16 protein-coding genes and 1 riboswitch are annotated in these 16,410 nt (G+C 71.1%); of the genes, 5 read left to right on the forward strand and 11 right to left on the reverse strand.

Features of this window, described 5'->3' with window-relative positions:
* Nucleotides 1–28 precede the first annotated feature (28 nt).
* Nucleotides 29–1,273 carry an urea ABC transporter substrate-binding protein gene (gene urtA / locus ENC19_RS10050; protein WP_208020857.1) on the reverse strand — a complete coding sequence of 415 codons (1,245 nt, stop codon included), beginning with the start codon at nucleotides 1,271–1,273 and terminating at the stop codon, nucleotides 29–31.
* 455 nt (nucleotides 1,274–1,728) lie between these two features.
* On the reverse strand, nucleotides 1,729–2,856 hold the full coding sequence (locus tag ENC19_RS10055) for a substrate-binding domain-containing protein (RefSeq protein WP_208020858.1): 1,128 nt from the start codon (nucleotides 2,854–2,856) through the stop codon (nucleotides 1,729–1,731).
* Between the two features lie 97 nt (nucleotides 2,857–2,953).
* Between ENC19_RS10055 and ENC19_RS10060 the strand changes: the two genes are divergently transcribed.
* Nucleotides 2,954–3,397 (forward strand): MarR family winged helix-turn-helix transcriptional regulator, encoded by a 444-nt coding sequence (locus ENC19_RS10060; RefSeq protein WP_164446923.1) that lies wholly within the window; start codon nucleotides 2,954–2,956, stop codon nucleotides 3,395–3,397.
* Nucleotides 3,398–3,478: 81 nt separating this feature from the next.
* Here the strand turns inward: ENC19_RS10060 and ENC19_RS10065 are convergent, their stop codons facing one another.
* The 9 genes from ENC19_RS10065 to ENC19_RS10105 all read right to left on the reverse strand — a co-directional run bounded on the left by ENC19_RS10065 (nucleotide 3,479) and on the right by ENC19_RS10105 (nucleotide 11,825).
* Nucleotides 3,479–4,978 carry a hypothetical protein gene (locus ENC19_RS10065; protein WP_164446924.1) on the reverse strand — a complete coding sequence of 500 codons (1,500 nt, stop codon included), beginning with the start codon at nucleotides 4,976–4,978 and terminating at the stop codon, nucleotides 3,479–3,481.
* An 82-nt stretch (nucleotides 4,979–5,060) separates the two neighbouring features.
* Nucleotides 5,061–6,083 (reverse strand): serine hydrolase, encoded by a 1,023-nt coding sequence (locus ENC19_RS10070; RefSeq protein WP_164446925.1) that lies wholly within the window; start codon nucleotides 6,081–6,083, stop codon nucleotides 5,061–5,063.
* 221 nt (nucleotides 6,084–6,304) lie between these two features.
* On the reverse strand, nucleotides 6,305–7,270 hold the full coding sequence (locus ENC19_RS10075; RefSeq protein ID WP_328824202.1) for a maleylpyruvate isomerase N-terminal domain-containing protein: 966 nt from the start codon (nucleotides 7,268–7,270) through the stop codon (nucleotides 6,305–6,307).
* Nucleotides 7,248–7,979 (reverse strand): urease accessory protein UreD, encoded by a 732-nt coding sequence (locus tag ENC19_RS10080; RefSeq protein ID WP_328824203.1) that lies wholly within the window; start codon nucleotides 7,977–7,979, stop codon nucleotides 7,248–7,250. Before ENC19_RS10080 ends, ENC19_RS10075 begins: the two co-directional genes overlap by 23 nt.
* Before the next feature lie 49 nt (nucleotides 7,980–8,028).
* A complete protein-coding gene (ureG, locus tag ENC19_RS10085) occupies nucleotides 8,029–8,766 on the reverse strand; it encodes an urease accessory protein UreG (protein WP_164446926.1) in 738 nt (245 codons plus the stop codon).
* On the reverse strand, nucleotides 8,756–9,502 hold the full coding sequence (locus ENC19_RS31335; protein WP_328824204.1) for an urease accessory protein UreF: 747 nt from the start codon (nucleotides 9,500–9,502) through the stop codon (nucleotides 8,756–8,758). The genes ureG and ENC19_RS31335 overlap by 11 nt, the downstream gene beginning before the upstream one ends.
* On the reverse strand, nucleotides 9,438–11,141 hold the full coding sequence (locus ENC19_RS10095) for an urease subunit alpha (RefSeq protein WP_164446927.1): 1,704 nt from the start codon (nucleotides 11,139–11,141) through the stop codon (nucleotides 9,438–9,440). The genes ENC19_RS31335 and ENC19_RS10095 overlap by 65 nt, the downstream gene beginning before the upstream one ends.
* A gap of 61 nt (nucleotides 11,142–11,202) precedes the next feature.
* Complete coding sequence (locus ENC19_RS10100; RefSeq protein WP_164446928.1) at nucleotides 11,203–11,526, reverse strand: urease subunit beta; 324 nt, start codon at nucleotides 11,524–11,526, stop codon at nucleotides 11,203–11,205.
* Nucleotides 11,523–11,825, reverse strand: a complete 303-nt coding sequence (locus ENC19_RS10105) for an urease subunit gamma (RefSeq protein ID WP_164446929.1) — start codon at nucleotides 11,823–11,825, stop codon at nucleotides 11,523–11,525. Before ENC19_RS10105 ends, ENC19_RS10100 begins: the two co-directional genes overlap by 4 nt.
* Before the next feature lie 396 nt (nucleotides 11,826–12,221).
* Nucleotides 12,222–12,334: riboswitch (SAM riboswitch) on the forward strand.
* Nucleotides 12,335–12,596: 262 nt separating this feature from the next.
* On the opposite strand from ENC19_RS10105, the gene ENC19_RS10110 reads away from it, so the two are divergent.
* The 4 genes from ENC19_RS10110 (at nucleotide 12,597) to ENC19_RS10125 (ending at nucleotide 16,379) form a co-directional block, all read left to right on the forward strand.
* Complete coding sequence (locus ENC19_RS10110) at nucleotides 12,597–13,445, forward strand: ABC transporter substrate-binding protein (RefSeq protein ID WP_164446930.1); 849 nt, start codon at nucleotides 12,597–12,599, stop codon at nucleotides 13,443–13,445.
* Nucleotides 13,446–13,482: 37 nt separating this feature from the next.
* Complete coding sequence (locus ENC19_RS10115) at nucleotides 13,483–14,262, forward strand: amino acid ABC transporter permease (RefSeq protein WP_164446931.1); 780 nt, start codon at nucleotides 13,483–13,485, stop codon at nucleotides 14,260–14,262.
* On the forward strand, nucleotides 14,259–14,990 hold the full coding sequence (locus ENC19_RS10120) for an amino acid ABC transporter ATP-binding protein (protein ID WP_164446932.1): 732 nt from the start codon (nucleotides 14,259–14,261) through the stop codon (nucleotides 14,988–14,990). Before ENC19_RS10115 ends, ENC19_RS10120 begins: the two co-directional genes overlap by 4 nt.
* 174 nt (nucleotides 14,991–15,164) lie before the next feature.
* Complete coding sequence (locus ENC19_RS10125) at nucleotides 15,165–16,379, forward strand: helix-turn-helix domain-containing protein (protein ID WP_164447362.1); 1,215 nt, start codon at nucleotides 15,165–15,167, stop codon at nucleotides 16,377–16,379.
* Nucleotides 16,380–16,410 lie beyond the last annotated feature (31 nt).

Genomic DNA, 16,410 nt, shown 5'->3' on the forward strand with positions numbered 1-16,410 from the left:
GGCGGGAGCGCCGCCCGGGCCCGCCGGGTCAGCTCAGGCCGCCGGCCCACGGGTAGCTCTTGAGGTACGGGTCGGGGGTGATCGGTTCGCCGGAGTTCCAGACCTCCGTGATCAACCCGTCCGCACCGACCTTGCCGACGCGCGCCGTCTTGGCGATGTGCTGGGTCGCGCCGTCCACGGTGACCAGCCCCTCGGGCGCCTCGAAGGTGATGCCGTCGGAAGCCTCCCGGACCTTCTCCACGTCGAAGGTGCCGGCCTTCTCGACCATCGCCTTCCACAGGTAGACCGAGACGTAGGCGGCCTCCATCGGGTCACTCGTCGGCTTGTCCGCCCCGTACTTGGCCTTGTACGCCGCGACGAACTTCTCGTTCGCCGCCCCGGGCGTGGTCTGGTAGTAGTTCCAGGCGGTGAGCTGGCCCTCCAGGTACTGGGTGCCGATGCTCTTGACCTCCTCCTCGGCGATCGACACCGACACCACCGGCATGCTGTCGGCGGTCAGCCCGGCCGACTTGTACTCCTTGAAGAACGCCACGTTGCTGTCACCGTTGAGCGTGTTGAAGACCGCGTCCGCGCCGGAGGACTTCACCTTGTTCGTGATGGTGCCGAACTCGGTGGAGCCCAGCGGGGCGTAGTCCTCGCCCAGCACCTTCATCCCGTTGGCCTCGGCGTACGCCTTGATGATCTTGTTTGCGGTGCGCGGGAAGACGTAGTCGGAGCCGACCAGGTAGAGCGAGGTCGCGCCCTGGGCCTTGAGGTAGTCCAGGCCGGGGACGATCTGCTGGTTCGTCGTGGCCCCGGTGTAGAAGATGTACGGCGACTGCTCCAGACCCTCGTACTGCACCGGGTAGAACAGCAGCGCCTTGTTCTTCTCGAACACCGGCTTGACGGCCTTGCGGCTGGCCGAGGTCCAGCAGCCGAAGACGGCCGCCACGCGGTCCTCGCGGATCAGCTTCTCGGCCTTCTCGGCGAAGGTCGGCCAGTCCGAGGCGCCGTCCTCGCCGACAGGTTCGATCTTCTTGTCGAGTACGCCGCCGGCGGCGTTGATCTCCTCGATCGCCAGCATGATCGCATCGCGGACGGTGACCTCGCTGATGGCCATCGTGCCGGAGAGGGAGTTGAGCAGGCCCACCTTCACGGTGTCGCCGGAGACATCGGCGGCGACTCCCGCCGAGGTGTTCCCGTCGGTGGTCTTGCTGCCGCACGCGGCCAGCGCGGCCGCGGCGACCAGGGTCATGGCACCCGCCAGGATGCGGCGGCCCCGGATCAGTGTCATCAAATCTCCCTGCGTCGCGCGTGTGACGTCAGTCAGTGCCCGGGAACGGTCGTCGGCCCCGAGTCGAAGTGCGGATCTGTCTAACTGCGGTGCGGTCCATCGGAACGTTGGCGCTGCCCGGCACGGCGGGTGGACACCGACCCGGGCGGCGATTCGAATATCGGGCAGGGAAAGCTTCGATCCGTTTCATTGCACGGATGTTTCCCGGTCCTCAATAGAGTGTTTCCGCTGGCCCGACCGTGCTGATGAGGGCACGAAAAATGCCGGCGCATCGCCGAGGAGAATCGGCGGAATGGCACCGGCACACGATTTTCAGCCGCATTCGGCTGCACTTTTCCGTCCATCGCCGGACGGTGGTGATATCCGACGCGACGATCGGATGCTTCACGTAGGAAGTATCTTGGCCGCCGGCCGACGAACCTGTCAAGACACGGTCCGGTCACGCCCGGCGGAGATCACAGTTCGGTCAGGACGGTGAAGTCCAGGCCGTCGGCCTCGGCCAGGTAGATGCGCTGACGCACGTGCCGGCGACGCAGCCGCAACTCGCCGCGCGGTCCGTCGTAGGTCACCACGCCGGCGGAGGCCTCCACCGCCCGTACGTCGAGCGTGCCAGCCTTGGCGATAAGCGCGGCCAGCAACATCACGCCCTCGTAGCAGGACTCCCCCAGGCTGCCCAGCGGCGGTGCCTCCAGCCCGAAGCGACGACCGAAGCTGCCGTGGAAGTCCAGATTCTCCTGTGTCACCAGGCCGGCGAAGAAACCCGCCGCGCTGAACAACCCCCGGGTGTTGGCGGCGCCGCTGGCCAGCAGCATGTTCTCGTCCATCAGGGTGCTCAGGCGCAGGCACCGCTGGTCCAGACCGGCCCGCGCGAACGCCCGGTTGAACCGCACCGCGTCCGCGCCCACGAGCAGCATGAGCACCGCGTCGGCGTCGCTGTGTTCGACGCGCCGCAGCACCTCGGTGTAGTCGTGGGTCTCCAGCGGCAGGAAGTGCTGGCCGACCACCCGCCCGCCGCTGCGCAGCGCGTACCGGTGCGCCGCCCGGGTGGTCCGACGTGGCCAGACGTAGTCGTTGCCGACCACGAACCAGCGCCGCACCCCCAGATCCCCGGCGAGCACCCGCATCGCCGGCCACAGCTGCGCGTCCGGCGTCTCGCTGGTCAGGAAGACACCCTCGGTACGCTCGCCCCCCTCGTACAGGGCGGTGTAGACGTACGGCACCCGGTGCGCGATGCGCGGCGCCACCGCCTGGCGCACCGAGGAGATGTGCCAGCCGGTGACGCCCTGCACCGCGCCCACCGACACCAGCGCCTCGACCTCGGCGGCCACCTCGGCCGGCGGGGCCCCGCCGTCGACCGGCACCAGCCGCAGCTCCCGGCCGAGTACGCCGCCACGCCGGTTGAGTTCCTCGACCGCGAGCTGCGCGCAGAGTTCACAGCTCGGACCGAACATGCCCGCCGGCCCACGCATCGGGTACACCAACGCGATGCTGACCACGCCCCGGTCGACGGTCAGCCAGGACGCCCCGGCGGCGATGCTCTCCCCTGCCTGCGGGCGTCCGGACCCTGGTGCCGGCGCGGACATGAACACATGGTGGCCGCCGCCGCTGGTGGAAGACCAGCCCTCCCAGCCAGCGGGACATCTCGGTACGATGACAACGCATCAGCGAGGCGGGAGTGCCATGTCAGACCTTCCCGGTTCCGCAGCCGACCTACTACCCCTGCTCACCCGCGCCGAGCGGCTGCTCTCGCGCCGGGTCGGCGGGGTGCTCGCCGCCGAGTCGCTCACCATCGAGGCGTGGCGGGTGCTCTGCCTGCTCGCCGACGGTCTCGGGCACCCGATGAGCGAGGTCGCCGCCGAGGCGTCGCTGCCGCCCGGCACGCTGACGAAGCTGGTCGACCAGCTCGTCGACCGTAACCTCGTCTTCCGCCGGGTCGATCCGATCGACCGGCGTCGCATCCGCGCCTACCTCACCGTCCGAGGTCGCCGCGAGCACGAGCGCCTCTCCGCACGGATCCGCGACGAACTGGCCGAACTACCCGGTGACGCCGACCTGGCGGCACGCCTCGACGAGCTGATCCGGCACCTCGATCCGAAGCGCCGGCACGTCCCGGTCGGCTCCTGAACGCGCTCGACCGCGGAAACGACGACGGTTCGGGCAGCCACGGCGGCCAGACCACCAGACCGACCGGCCACACGAGCGGGCTCAGAAGTGACCGAAGCTGCTCGGCCAGGTGGTGGCGTGCCGGGTCGACGACCGGGTATCCGACGTCCATGGTGCCGGCGCAGGCCACGGGTCGGGGCGACTGTTGCGTCGTGCGACGGTCCGGAAGTGCTCGTGCTCGTAGAGATAGGACTGCGTGGCGATGATGGCGCGTAGCCGGGTGCCGTCGGGGTCCTCACGGTCGTACCGCTCGAACTGCTCGGTGAGGAAGAGCACCGGCAGCGCCGATTCGTCGTCATCCTCGGGCAGGTACCCCGCGTCGACCACGGCCGCCACCGCCTCGGGCACCAGCGTGGCCGCGTGCGTCAGGAGCGCCCTTCGCATCGCCCGGCGGCAGAAGTCGTCGTCCAGAGAGGAGCCCGAGGGGCCAAGGTCGCGCAGGGACCGGCGCACGGATGCGGCCACGTCGTCCGGCAGATCCGTCTCCAGGACGCGCAGAACCCGATCGATGATGGCCTTCTCCTCGACCTGCAACTCGTCGAGGACGTCCTCGTCCGCGCTCCCCCACTCGCTGGCGAAGCACGCCAGTTGCAGCACCCGCCCCTCCGGATCGGCCTCGCGGTAGGCCGCGAACTGCCGGGTGAGGAGCAGGAAGAGGGGCAGCCAGGCGGGGTGAGCCGGCCGGTGCCCGGCGGCACGGACCGCGGCGGTCGCCTCGGTGTCGCCGAGCATGGCCTGCTTACAGACCACGGCGACACCATCTCGGGCAGACAGCTCCCGCAACGCACGGCGACACCGGTCGTGGACCTCCTCCGGCAGCCAGGTGTCGAGACACCTCAGCAGTCGCTGGGCCAGGACGGCCTGGTCGAACGCCGGCAGCAGATCGAGCCGGTCCTTGACAAGCGGCAGCAGAACCAGGTTGACGTCCCCGGGATCGGCGGACGGGCGGGGCAGATGGGGGTTGGCGCAGACGATCCGCAGCAACGCGGTCGGCTCGCCCCCGTACCACAGGTTGCACAGGGTTTCGTGGCCGGGCGGTGCCGCGCCGACGTAGGTCGAGTCCAGCCGCGCCCGCGATCGGAACTCGATTTCCAGGGCGTCCAGCAGCCCGGGCTGGTCGGTGACCGACATCAGCTCGGCCAGCCGTCGGCGCAGTTCGAGATCGGGAAACGCGAGCGCGGCCTGAACCAGCCGCCGTACGTACGGGTCGCCCTCGTACAGGCCTTGCGGCGGGTCGGCGGCGGTCTGCGGAAGGCAGGCGGTCAACCGCACCCGCGGAAGGTACCCGGATGTGGGGTCGGGTTCGAGCAGGAACTCCAGCACCGGAGCGACCTGCTCCGGCCGCTCGTGATTGCCGAACCTGAAGTACGCGTCGCTCAGCAAGAACCACGCACCACGCCAGACCCGGTCGCGACCGGCGCCACCGGCCGCCCACCACCGGTCGATTCTGGCCCGGGCGTGGGCGTTGCCCGCAAGGGCGTCGGCCAGCACGTACTGGCCACGCCTGGGACTGTGGAACGGTCTGCGCCAGCGACGAAGCATCACTCCATTATGCGCGGTCCGCTACTGCCCGTAACCAGGCGGGAAACGCACGGGATCGACCGAGCCAGATGGTCAGGCTCGATCAGCCGCCGTTGACAGGGCGGAACCGCTGGACGGAGTGGCGGGCGCGCGGGGCGGGGTTGGTGGTTCGGGCGATGGTGTCGAACATGGTTCGGCCCAGGGCCGCGTGGGCGCGTACGGCCGGGTGGGTACCGCCGTAGTTGTCCAGGTCGCCGAGGGAGTCGGCGAAGAACGCGTACGTCAGGGTGGGCGCGCCGGTCGCGTCGAACATGATCCCGACCTCGTGCCGGGCGGCACCCGAGGAGTCGAAGTCGGCGCCGTACTTGGTGGCGACCCGGCTGCGCTCCGCGGAGGACATGTCGCGGCGGATCCCGTCGTGGTAGCCGTTGATCCAGCGCAGGATGCCGAGCAGGAAGTCGCTCGACCGGGCCGAGAGCAGGGTCTTGTTGGCCAGCCGCCACAGCAGGTCATGGGTCTCGCGCGGGGTGGTGACGCCGAGGAAGAACCGGTTCGGGTTGGCCACCGGCTCGACCCGGGTGTGGGTGAAGCCCTTGGCCGCCAGGATCTCGTTGATTTCCAGCGCCGGCACCACCCGGCCGCACATCCGCACCGCGGTGTTGTCGGAGACGAGCAGCATCGCGGTGAGGAAGTTCGCCACGGTGACCTCGTCACCCCAGACCGTCTGCAGAAAGTAGATCCCGCTGCCACCGAGGATGATGTCGGCGGTGAGGTCGAGACGCTGGTCGAGCCGCAGCTCACCGCGGTCGATCTTGTCCATGGCGGCCACCGCGACCGCGAGCTTCTGCACGCTGTACCCGTGCGTGACCCGGTCGGCGTCGTCGGCGAGCACGGTCCGCAGGGCGCCGGACTCGTCCACCATCGCGACGTGCGAGCGCCACACCCCGCCGGCCCGGGCCTTCTGCCGCCGGTACGTCCGGCGGATCACCTCTCGCGGCGACATCCCGCCGTCGGCAGTTATGGTGCCGTCCCCCGGAGCGGCCACCGCGCCGGACGGCGTTGCCGCCACTGTCACCGCTGCCGCACCGAACCCGATCGCTGCCCGACGACTGATCCGCATGGTCATTGACTCTCCCCAGGGTTTACACCGGCGCCGACGAGCACCGGCACCCGACACACCCTGCCATATGACCACAAAGGACAGCCGACCTGGCCGCGCCGGGATCTGTCGCGAGCCGGCCGAGGTGGCCCGCCTACCGGAGGCCGCGGGTGGGCTGCCGGCAGACGATGGCCGAGGAGCCCGGGTGTGAGCAGACCCGTTCCGGGCTGGTGGCGCAGATCAAGTGGTCAGAGTGCGCTGATGGTCTCCGGGGCCCGTTCCCGGCGGGACAGTGCCCGCACCACCGCGAGGGGACCGTGCCGCCAGGCGGCGATGCGGGTGAGCAGGTCGGTGGTCAGCTCGGTGGCGGCCGTCGGCATCTCGGGCGTCGGCAGGTCGAGGCTGACCGCCAGATCGTCGCCGTGCACCACCATCTCCAGCAACCGGGTCAGCAGGAAGTCGTCGACGGTCAGTCCCCAGTCGCCGAGGTCGACGATCCGGTAGGGCGGCTGCGCCGGCACCGTGCGGTGCAGCCTTGCCAGACACCCGTCGACCTCGGCGGCGAGCCGGTCGGCGGTGGTCTCGGCGGCGGCCCGTTCGCCACGCTCGCGGATGTCGGTGTTGTCCGCCTCGTCGGCACCGGTGGTCACCCAGCCGCTGCCGGTGAAGTGGGCCAGGACGTCGATCGCGGTGTGCCCGGGCGGGGCGTCGAGCAGTTCCGCCGTTCGGGTGATCTGGTTGGCGAGGTGCCGGGCCAGGCCGCCGGTCGAGTAGTACGGCAGGGCACTCGGCGACGTCCAACGCTCGGCCAGCAGCGGCGTACGCAGCAGCGCGGCGGTGATGTCGGCGGCGGCGAGGTAGGCGTCGCGGGTGGTGACGTCCTGGAGCACCAGGCCCGGATCGACGCGCAGGCCGAGTTCCGGCTGTCCCAGCCAGTCCAGTCGAGCCGCGGTCTGCTCGGCGTGTTCGGTCAGCAGCAGCCGCACGCGGTACGCGGCCAGCAGCATCGCCTGTAGGGAGTCCACCCCGAACGCGGCGTCGACCGCACCGTCGCCCAGCCCTTCGATCTGGAACGGGCAGCACCAGTCGCCGCCCGGCAACGGGTCGGGGTGCGGCTTGCCGAAACGGACCACCAGCTCCGACGTGCCACCGTCAGGAAGAACCACCGCGATCCGCCGCTCGGCGACGACCTCACCCAACTCGTACAACCGCACGCTCCTCTGCCTCGCCCGACGCAGCGATGGTATCCAGCGCGGTCTGCGATTCGAGGTACTCCCGCAGGGTGTGCGCGTCCGGCGCGGTGGCGCTCCACAGGGTCGCCGGTCCACCGGCCAGCGGCAGCCGGGCCCGCGTACCGCACACCGCGGGCGGCTGTTCCGGTCGGGTCGGGTCCACGATCAACAGTGAGCCGGTGGCGGGCGCACCGGCCAGCACCGCCGGGCCAGCCCAGCCGGCGGCGTTCGGCCCTACCGTCAGCGACTGCCGCAGCAGCGGCCGACCTTCCAGGTCGACCCACGTGTTGATCTCGACGTTGCCGGGCCGCTCGCCGTGTCGACCGCAGATCAACTCGTCCCGCCAGTGCAGGACGCCGCCTTCGGCGACGTCCACCTGCGAATCGGCGACGTGCGCGCAGCCGGCCGCCGCGACCAGTTGCTCGGGCAGCCAGTACAACGCCGCCCGGTCGGCGACGGTGGCCCGGACCAGCATCCGGGACACCGCGCCGGGACGCCCCGGCAGCGCGACGGACGCGGCCACCGTGTGCACGCGTACCGCCGCGCCGGGGCCGACCTCGACGTCCAGGCGCAGATCGTCACCGGCGAGCGGACCGGCCGCCCCGCCGACGATGTACACCGTGACACCATCGCCCGGGGTCGGCACCTGGCGCAGCAGCAGCGGGCTCTCGCCGCGCAGTTCCGCCAGCACGGTGCGGCCGTGCCGGTCGGCCGGGCCACCAGCCGGGCGGTGGCCCGCATCAGGCCTGTCCGGCGGGTACCGGGCCGGCGGGCATGGACTGCGCGGCCCGGTGGTGGGCCAGTTCGTGCCGGATCCACGCGGCGACCCGGGTGGCCAGGGGATCCTCGCTGATGGACTGGAAAACCGTGGGCAGGTCGCCCCGGCGGGCCCGGGCGTCCCGGTCCATCACGGACAGGTCGGCACCGACCATCGGCGCCAGGTCCGTCTTGTTGATGACCAGCAGGTCGGCGGCGGTCACCCCCGGGCCGCCCTTGCGGGGCACCTTGTCCCCGCCGGCCACGTCCACCACGAAGATCTGCCGGTCGACCAGGCCCCGGCTGAATGTCGCGGTCAGGTTGTCGCCGCCGCTCTCCACCAGCACCAGGTCCAGCGGACCCAGCGCGTCGGTCAGGTCGTCGACGGCGTCGAGGTTGGCGCCGATGTCGTCGCGGATGGCGGTGTGCGGGCAGCAGCCCGTCTCCACCGCCCGGATCCGCGCCGGGTCGAGCACCCCGGCGCGCTTGAGGAAGTCGGCGTCCTCGGTGGTGTAGATGTCGTTCGTCACCACACCGAGGCGCAGCTCACCGGCGAACGCCCGGCACAGCGCCGCGACCAGGGCCGTCTTGCCGGAGCCGACCGGCCCGCCGATGCCGACCCGCAACGCCCGCGCGGCGGCGGGCAGCGGGGCGTGCGGGTCGACTCCCGGCTCGGGGTGGGTGTGGGGAACGGACTCGTCGTGATCGAATTCAGGACGCAAAGAGACGCACCTCCCAGGTGACGTGAGCTTCGGCGTGGATGTCGGCGAGCGGAGCGGCGGCGGCGGGCAGCCGCTCCGGTGGTTCGTCGGCGGCGCGCGCCGCCCGCGCCGCGGTGGCGTCGCAGGCACCGGCGAGCCGCACCAGCAGGGCCTGCACCTGGTACGGGTCCAGGCCGAGCAGGCGTACGGCGGCGCTGGCGGCGCCGGTCACCGTCGCGTGGGCGGCGACCGTGGCCACCTGCCCGGGATCGAGGCCGGCGGCGGCACCGACGAGTCCCAGCACCAGCGGCTGGTGTGGCCCGTCCGCTGCGGCGGGCAGGTCGTCGAAGGTGACCGCTGGCCAGATCCGGCGACCGGCCCGCAGCAGTGCCCGCCCCTGCCGGCGGGACACCGACCGCTGGGCGGGCGAGGCGGTCCGGCGTCCAGTTCGGCGTCGAGCCGGGCCAGCGCGGCGGCCCGGCCCGCCGACCAGGCCGCACCACGGGCCGCCGCCGCGAACGCGGCCGCGACAAGTCCCGCGGTGGCCAGCCGACCCCGCAGGTACTCCCCCAGCGTGTCCAGGTCGGTCACCCGGCCGGCGGCGACGGCCGCCTCCAGCCCGGCCGAATGCGCGTGCGCACCGGCCGGAAACCGCCCGTCGGCGAGGAGCAGCAGCATCGTCGTGGCGGCCATCAGAACAGGAAGTACCGCTGGGCCATGGGTAGTTCGGCCACCGGATCCGGCTCCACCACCACACCGTCGATCCGGACCGTGAAGGTGTCCGGGTCGACCTCGATGCGGGGCAGCGCGTCGTTGCCCGGCAGGTCGGCCTTGCCGCGCGAGCGTACGTCGGCCACCGGCACCACCCGCCGCCGCACGTCCAGCCGCAGCCCGGCCTCGAGCGCCGCGGGCGCGACGAACGCCAGGCTGGTCGCGGCGGCCGCGCCGCCGTACGCGCCGAACATCGGCCGGGGCAGCATCGGCTGCGGCGTGGGGATCGAGGCGTTCGCGTCACCCATCTGGGCGTACGCGATCATGCCGCCCTTGATGACCAGGTGCGGTCGTACGCCGAAGAACGCCGGCTCCCACAGCACCAGGTCGGCGAGCTTGCCCGGCTCCACCGACCCGATCTCGTGGTCGAGGCCGTTGGCCATGGCCGCGCAGATGGTGTACTTCGCGACGTACCGGCGGGCCCGGTGGTTGTCGGCGGCCCCGTCCCCGGGCAGGGCGCCCACCCGGGCCTTCATCACGTGCGCGCTCTGCCAGGTACGCAGCACGATCTCCCCGATGCGGCCCATCGCCTGCGAGTCGGAGCCGATGATGGAGATCGCCCCGAGGTCGTGCAGCAGGTCCTCGGCGGCCATCGTGGACGGCCGGATGCGGCTCTCGGCGAACGCCAGGTCCTCCGGCACCGCCGGGTTGAGATGGTGGCAGACCATCAGCATGTCGAGGTGCTCGGCGAGGGTGTTGCGGGTGTACGGGCGGGTCGGGTTCGTCGACGACGGCAGCACGTTCGGCTCACCGGCGACGGTGATGATGTCCGGCGCGTGCCCGCCACCGGCCCCCTCGGTGTGGTACGAGTGGATCGCCCGTCCGCCGATGGCGCGCAGCGTGTCGGCGACGAACGCGGCCTCGTTCAGGGTGTCGGTGTGGATGGAGACCTGCACGCCGGAGGCGTCCGCGACACGCAGACAGGCATCGATCGCCGCCGGGGTGGTGCCCCAGTCCTCGTGCAGCTTGAACCCGCCGGCCCCGGCCCGCAACTGCTCCCACAGCGCCTCCTCCGAGACGGTGTTGCCCTTGCCGAGCAGCAGCACGTTGACCGGGAACGTGTCCAGGGCCTCGTGCATCCGGGCCAGGTGCCACGCGTTCGGGGTGACGGTGGTGGCCCGGGTGCCCTCGGCCGGGCCGGTGCCACCGCCGACCAGGGTGGTGACCCCGCTGGCCAGGGCCTCGGTGACAAGTTGCGGGCAGATGAAGTGCACGTGGGTGTCGACCGCACCGGCGGTCAGGATCCGGCCGTTACCGGCGATCACCTCGGTGGCCGGGCCGATCACCAGGTCCGGGTGGACACCGTCCATGGTGTCCGGGTTGCCGGCCCGGCCCAGCGCGACGATCCGCCCGTCGCGCAGCCCGACGTCGGCCTTCACCACCCCCCAGTGGTCGAGGACGACCGCACCGGTGATGACGGTGTCCAGGGCGCCCTCGGCGCGGGTGGCCCGGGACTGGCCCATCGACTCACGGATCACCTTGCCGCCACCGAAGACCGCCTCGTCGCCGCCGGCACAGTGGTCGTGCTCGATCTCGATCAGCAGGTTCGTGTCGGCCAGCCGGATCCGGTCGCCGGTGCTCGGGCCGTACAGGGCGACGTAGCGGTCCCGCTCCACCATGCTCATGCCGGCACTCCACTTCGCTCCATGCCGCCAGGCGGCGGGTCTAACCTGCTGATCCGCGCGCTCATGCCGTCCGTCCTTCGTCCAGCGATCCGGCGCACTCGCCGCGCAGGCCCGGCACGATCCGTGCGCCGCCCAGCGGCACCAGGTCGACGCGGCGGCTCACTCCAGGCTCGAACCGCACCGAGGTGCCGGCCGGTACCGCGAGCCGCTGCCCCCAGGCGGCGTCCCGGTCGAAGTCCAGCGCCGGGTTGGCCTCCGCGAAGTGGTAGTGCGACCCGACCTGCACCGGCCGGTCGCCGGTGTTGACCACCAGCAGCGTGGTCACCGGGCGTCCGGCGTTGATCTCCACCGGTCCATCGGCCGGCAGGATCTCCCCGGGGATCACGGGATCGGGTGGTGCACCGTCACCAACTTGGTGCCGTCCGGGAACGTCGCCTCCACCTGCACCTCCCTCAGCAACTCGGGGATGCCGTCCTGCACGTCATCGCGGCTGAGCACGGTGCGTCCGGCGGCCATCAGGTCGACCACGGACGCACCGTCGCGGGCCCCTTCGAGCAGGAAGGCGGTGATCACCGCGACGGCTTCCGGATAGTTGAGGCGCAGGCCGCGCTCGCGGCGACGCCGGGCGACATCGGCCGCCACGTGAACGAGCAGACGGTCCTGCTCGTGCGGGGTGAGATACACGGGTGCTCCCGGTGGATGTCCGCGCTCCCGACGCCGCCGGCCCGGCGCCTCGACGCGCCGCCGCACGGTTCGGGGGTTCGCCCGCCGGCCCGACCGTCACGCGCTGAGGACCTGGGAGTTCCACCCTCCCGGCCCACGTGACGGACCACCGGCGGTGTCATCGGATGCGGACCGCACCGCCCACCGCTGAGCAGACCGTAGAGGATCACCCACTCCCCCGGCAACACCCCGACCGGCCGCCCACCCAAACGCCCACCAGCGTTGATCATGAGGTTAGCGGCAGTCGGATAGATCAACTTCGCCGCCAGCCTCATGATCAACCGAGCTTGGCCTTGGGGTGAGGGTGGTCATAGCGGGTGGACGGTGGGCGGGCGAGGGCTGATAGCGTCGGTGGCAGGTCATGAGTGCCAGCGCGAAGCCCCGGCTTGCTGGCCGGCAACCCTCGTCCGCGCAGGGGTGCCCCGGGTGAGGACCAGGCGCCGGAGCGTTCTCCGGTGCAAGCGTGGCCTGGGTTCCCAGGTCATCACGACCTTGAGGAGCACCATGTCGTACCGCGATCGTTCTGTGGCCCGCCCGGGCCTGACCCGGCGTCGGCACGTCGACATGATGCGGGTGTGCAGCGCCGCGTGTAGCTGACCGCGTCGCTCCCCGTCACCGATCCGCCACGGGTCGGCTGACCCTCTGCCATCGATCCCATCCCAGCGGTCCGCCCTGCGGCGGACCGTCGGTGCGGCACGTCCGTGCCCGCCGCAGCTCAACCAGGAGACACCTGTGCGATTCCTTCCTGCCCTGACCCGCGCCGCCGCCGTCGGTGTCGCCGCGATCCTCGGTGCCGCCACCCTCACCGCCTGCGGCTCCGACTCCGCCGGCAGCGCCGCCGACAACCCGTACGGCCTGGTGCAGCCGGGCGTGCTGCGGGCCGGCACGCTCACCGACGCCCCGCCGAACGTGTACCTGAAGGACGGCGAGTTCACCGGCTTCGACAACGACCTGCTTGTCGCCGCCGCCGACAAGCTCGGTCTGAAGGTCGAGTTCGTCGGCACCGACTTCTCCGCCCTGCTCGCCCAGGTCGGCAACCGGAAGTTCGACGTCGGCAGTTCCTCGATCACCATCACCGAGGCGCGCAAGAAGACCGTGGACTTCGGCAACGGGTACGACTTCGGCTACTTCGGGCTCGACGTGCCCGCCGGATCGACGTTGCGCAGCTTCGACGAGTTGCCCGGCAAGCGGGTGGTGGTCGTGCAGGGCACCGTCCAGGACGACTACGCCACGAACAAGGGGCTGGACCCGGTCCGCGTACCCGACTACAACGGCGCGATCAACCAGCTCAAGGCCGGTACCGCGGACGCGTGGATCGCCCCCGCCGAGATCGGTGAGAAGACCGCGGCGGACAGCGGCGGCAAGATCACGGTGGCGGCGAAGGAACTCAGCCCGGCACCGACGGCGTACGCCTTCGCCAAGGGCAACGACGCGCTGCGCGAGGCGCTGAACAAGACGCTCGACGAGGTGATCGCCGACGGCACCTGGACCCGCCTTCAGGAGCAGTACTACCCGGGCCGGCCGATCCCGGCCGACTTCACCCCGGGCAGTGGAGACGTGTCGGCACCGGTCGCCTCCTGACGGTAGGACGACGAGCGAGCAGGGCGGAGGTTGACCCGTGGATCCGTTGCGCACCCTGTGGGAGACGTTCTTCGACGGCGAGTCGATGCGTGAGGCGTTACCCGAGATGCTCACCGTCGGGTTGCCGAACACGCTGATCCTGGCGGTCACCGCTGCCCTGCTCGGCTCGGCACTCGGCATCCTGCTGGCGGTGGCGGGCATCTCGCGTACCCGTTGGCTGCGGTGGCCGGCGCGGGTCTACACCGACGTGTTCCGGGGCCTGCCGGCGGCGGCGACGATCCTGCTGATCGGGGTGGGCCTGGCCCCGCTGGGCATGCAGGTGTGGGGGCCGAACCCGTACCCGTTGGGCATCCTGGCGCTGTCGCTTATCGCGTCGGCGTACCTCGGGGAGATCTTCCGCTCGGGCATCCAGTCGGTGGAGGCCACCCAGCTGGAGGCGGCCCGCGCGCTGGGCTTCTCCTGGCGCGAGGCGATGCGGAGGGTGATCATCCCGCAGGGCATCCGGCGGATCCTGCCGGCCTGGGTCAACCAGCTCATCGCCCTGATCAAGGACTCCAGCCTGGTCTACTTCCTCGGTCTGCTGGCCAGTCAGCGCGAGCTGTTCCGGATCGGTCAGGACTACGCGGCCAACACCGGCAACCAGTCGGCGCTGCTGCTGGCCGGGCTGTTCTACCTGGCGCTGACCGTGCCGCTGACCCACGCCGTCAACCGGATCGACAAGCGACTGCGACACGGCCGGCCGGCGGCCGGGCCGACCGACGACCCCGACGACCTGGACCTGGCGCTGCCCGGCGCCGCCGGAGGCAACCAACGATGAACACCTCGGTCAGCCTGAGCCTGCGCGACGTACACCTCGCCTTCGGGCGTCACCGGGTGCTGCGTGGGGTGGACCTGGACGTGGCGCGCGGCGGCACCGCCTGCGTCATCGGCCCGTCCGGGTCGGGCAAGTCCACCCTGCTGCGTACCGTCAACCGGCTGCTCGAACCGGACCGGGGCGACGTGCTGCTCGACGGGCGCAGCGTGCTGCGCGACGACCCGGACGCCCTGCGGCAGCGGATCGGCATGGTGTTCCAGCAGTTCAACCTCTTCCCGCACATGAGCGTGCTGCGCAACATCACCCTGCCGCTGCGCCGCATCCGCAGGCTCCGCGAGGACGAGGCGGTGACCCGGGCCCGGGCCGAACTCGACCGGGTCGGCCTGGCCGCCAAGGCCGACGCCCGGCCCGCGCACCTGTCCGGCGGGCAGCAGCAGCGGGTGGCCATCGCCCGGGCGCTGGCCATGCGGCCGCAGGTGATGCTCTTCGACGAGGCCACCTCCGCGCTCGACCCGGAGCTGGTCAAGGGGGTGCTGGCACTGATGGCGGAGCTGTCCACCCAGGGCATGACCATGGTGGTCGTCACCCACGAGATGGGCTTCGCCCGGCAGGTCGCCGACACCGTCGCCTTCATGGACGCCGGGGTGGTGCTGGAGGCCGGCAAGCCGGAGTCCGTCTTCGAGTCGCCGCAGCACCCCCGGCTACGCCGCTTCCTGTCCCAGGTGCTGTGAGACGGACGCGAGCGCGCCAGACATCACCTCCGGTACACGTTCCACGCAGGCCGGTCGGTTGGTGTGGACCGAAGCAACCTGCGGGTCCCGGTGTCAGCGTTCCACTCTTCCCGTCGCCATGAGCTGCGCGTAGCGTGAGGTACACGATGTACCCCATCGAGTGAGGTGTTGTTCGTGACCAGTCAAGAGCAGCCCAAGCCGGGTCAGCGAGTCGAGCGGCTACGTCGAGCAGCCGGGCTCTCCCGCGAACGCCTCGCCAATCTGAGCGGACTTTCAGCGACCACTGTGAAATTCATCGAGAACGGCCGCCGGTCGTTGACCCTGCGTGCCGCGCAGCAGATGGCACCACACCTCGGGGTGCGGGATCTGGGTGACCTCTTCGGCCCGTCCGTGGCACTGTCTCTCGACGGCCGGGTCAGTCACCCCGCAGTACACGAGGTCCGCCGTGCGTTGACCGCCTGGCACATTGTCCTCGACGGCGAACCGGAGAGCACCGACTATCTCCGTGGTGCGGTCGATTCCGCATGGCAGACCTGGCACACATCTCGAAACCAGCGCACGGCGGTGGGGGAAATCCTGCCCTGCCTGCTAGGTGCCACCCAGCGGGCGGCTCGGTTGCATTCCGGCGATGCTCGACGAGAGAGTCTCGCTCTGCTCGCACAGGCTTATCACCTCGCCCAGGGGTATCTGGCATGGCATGGCGACCGCGAGTTGGTCTGGTTGACCGTCGATCGCGGAATGACTGCTGCCATGGACGCGGACGACCCACTGGCTATCGCACGAGCGAGTTGGTTTGCCGCGCACCTGCTGCGCTCGGTCGGCCGCGGAGACGAGGCGTTGGAGCGGCTGCGGGAAGCGCGTGGGCTTATCGAGCCACGCGTAGCAGATAGCGGTCCCGAATGGGCGGAAGTGCTCGCCGACCTGCACCTTTGCGCGGCCCTTACCCGCGCCCGGACCGGGGACCAGGGCGCGTGGTCGGATTGGGACACCGCTCGGTCAATCGTCGACCGGGCGTTGCCCGAGGGTTTCGTGGGCCTGCGGACCCGCGTGTCGCGGCCCTTGGTCGACGTGTACGCGGTGATGTGCGCAGTGGATCTCGGAGATCCGGACGAGGCGCAACGCCGCGCCCACGCCCTCGACCCGGCGTCGATCCCGTCGACAGAGCGCCGGGGTCGGCACTACGTGGAGCTGGCACGCTCCGCCGACCTGGAGGGCGCGAGAGAAGCGACCCTCCACCTACTGGCGCGAGCCGAGGCGACGTCACCGGAGACCGTCCGCTACTCGCCGGTGGCGCAGGACATGGTCACCCGGTTGTGCCACGAAGCACCAGCGTCGATCCGCGCCGAGGCGGTTGACCTCGCACGTCGAATCGGCGCCTCCGACCTTTAGGTACGCCTCGTCACCGGGTACGCCGTGTACC

This window comes from Verrucosispora sioxanthis (genome assembly GCF_010560025.1).
GTDB classification, from domain to species: domain Bacteria; phylum Actinomycetota; class Actinomycetes; order Mycobacteriales; family Micromonosporaceae; genus Micromonospora; species Micromonospora palythoicola.

Coding starts and splice junctions, on each gene's coding strand:
- urtA (WP_208020857.1), bottom strand. CDS start 1,273: ATGACACTGATCCGGGGCCGCCGCATCCTGGCGGGTGCCATGACCCTG.
- ENC19_RS10055 (WP_208020858.1), bottom strand. CDS start 2,856: ATGTCCGCGCCGGCACCAGGGTCCGGACGCCCGCAGGCAGGGGAGAGC.
- ENC19_RS10060 (WP_164446923.1), top strand. CDS start 2,954: ATGTCAGACCTTCCCGGTTCCGCAGCCGACCTACTACCCCTGCTCACC.
- ENC19_RS10065 (WP_164446924.1), bottom strand. CDS start 4,978: ATGCTTCGTCGCTGGCGCAGACCGTTCCACAGTCCCAGGCGTGGCCAG.
- ENC19_RS10070 (WP_164446925.1), bottom strand. CDS start 6,083: ATGACCATGCGGATCAGTCGTCGGGCAGCGATCGGGTTCGGTGCGGCA.
- ENC19_RS10095 (WP_164446927.1), bottom strand. CDS start 11,141: ATGAGCATGGTGGAGCGGGACCGCTACGTCGCCCTGTACGGCCCGAGC.
- ENC19_RS10120 (WP_164446932.1), top strand. CDS start 14,259: ATGAACACCTCGGTCAGCCTGAGCCTGCGCGACGTACACCTCGCCTTC.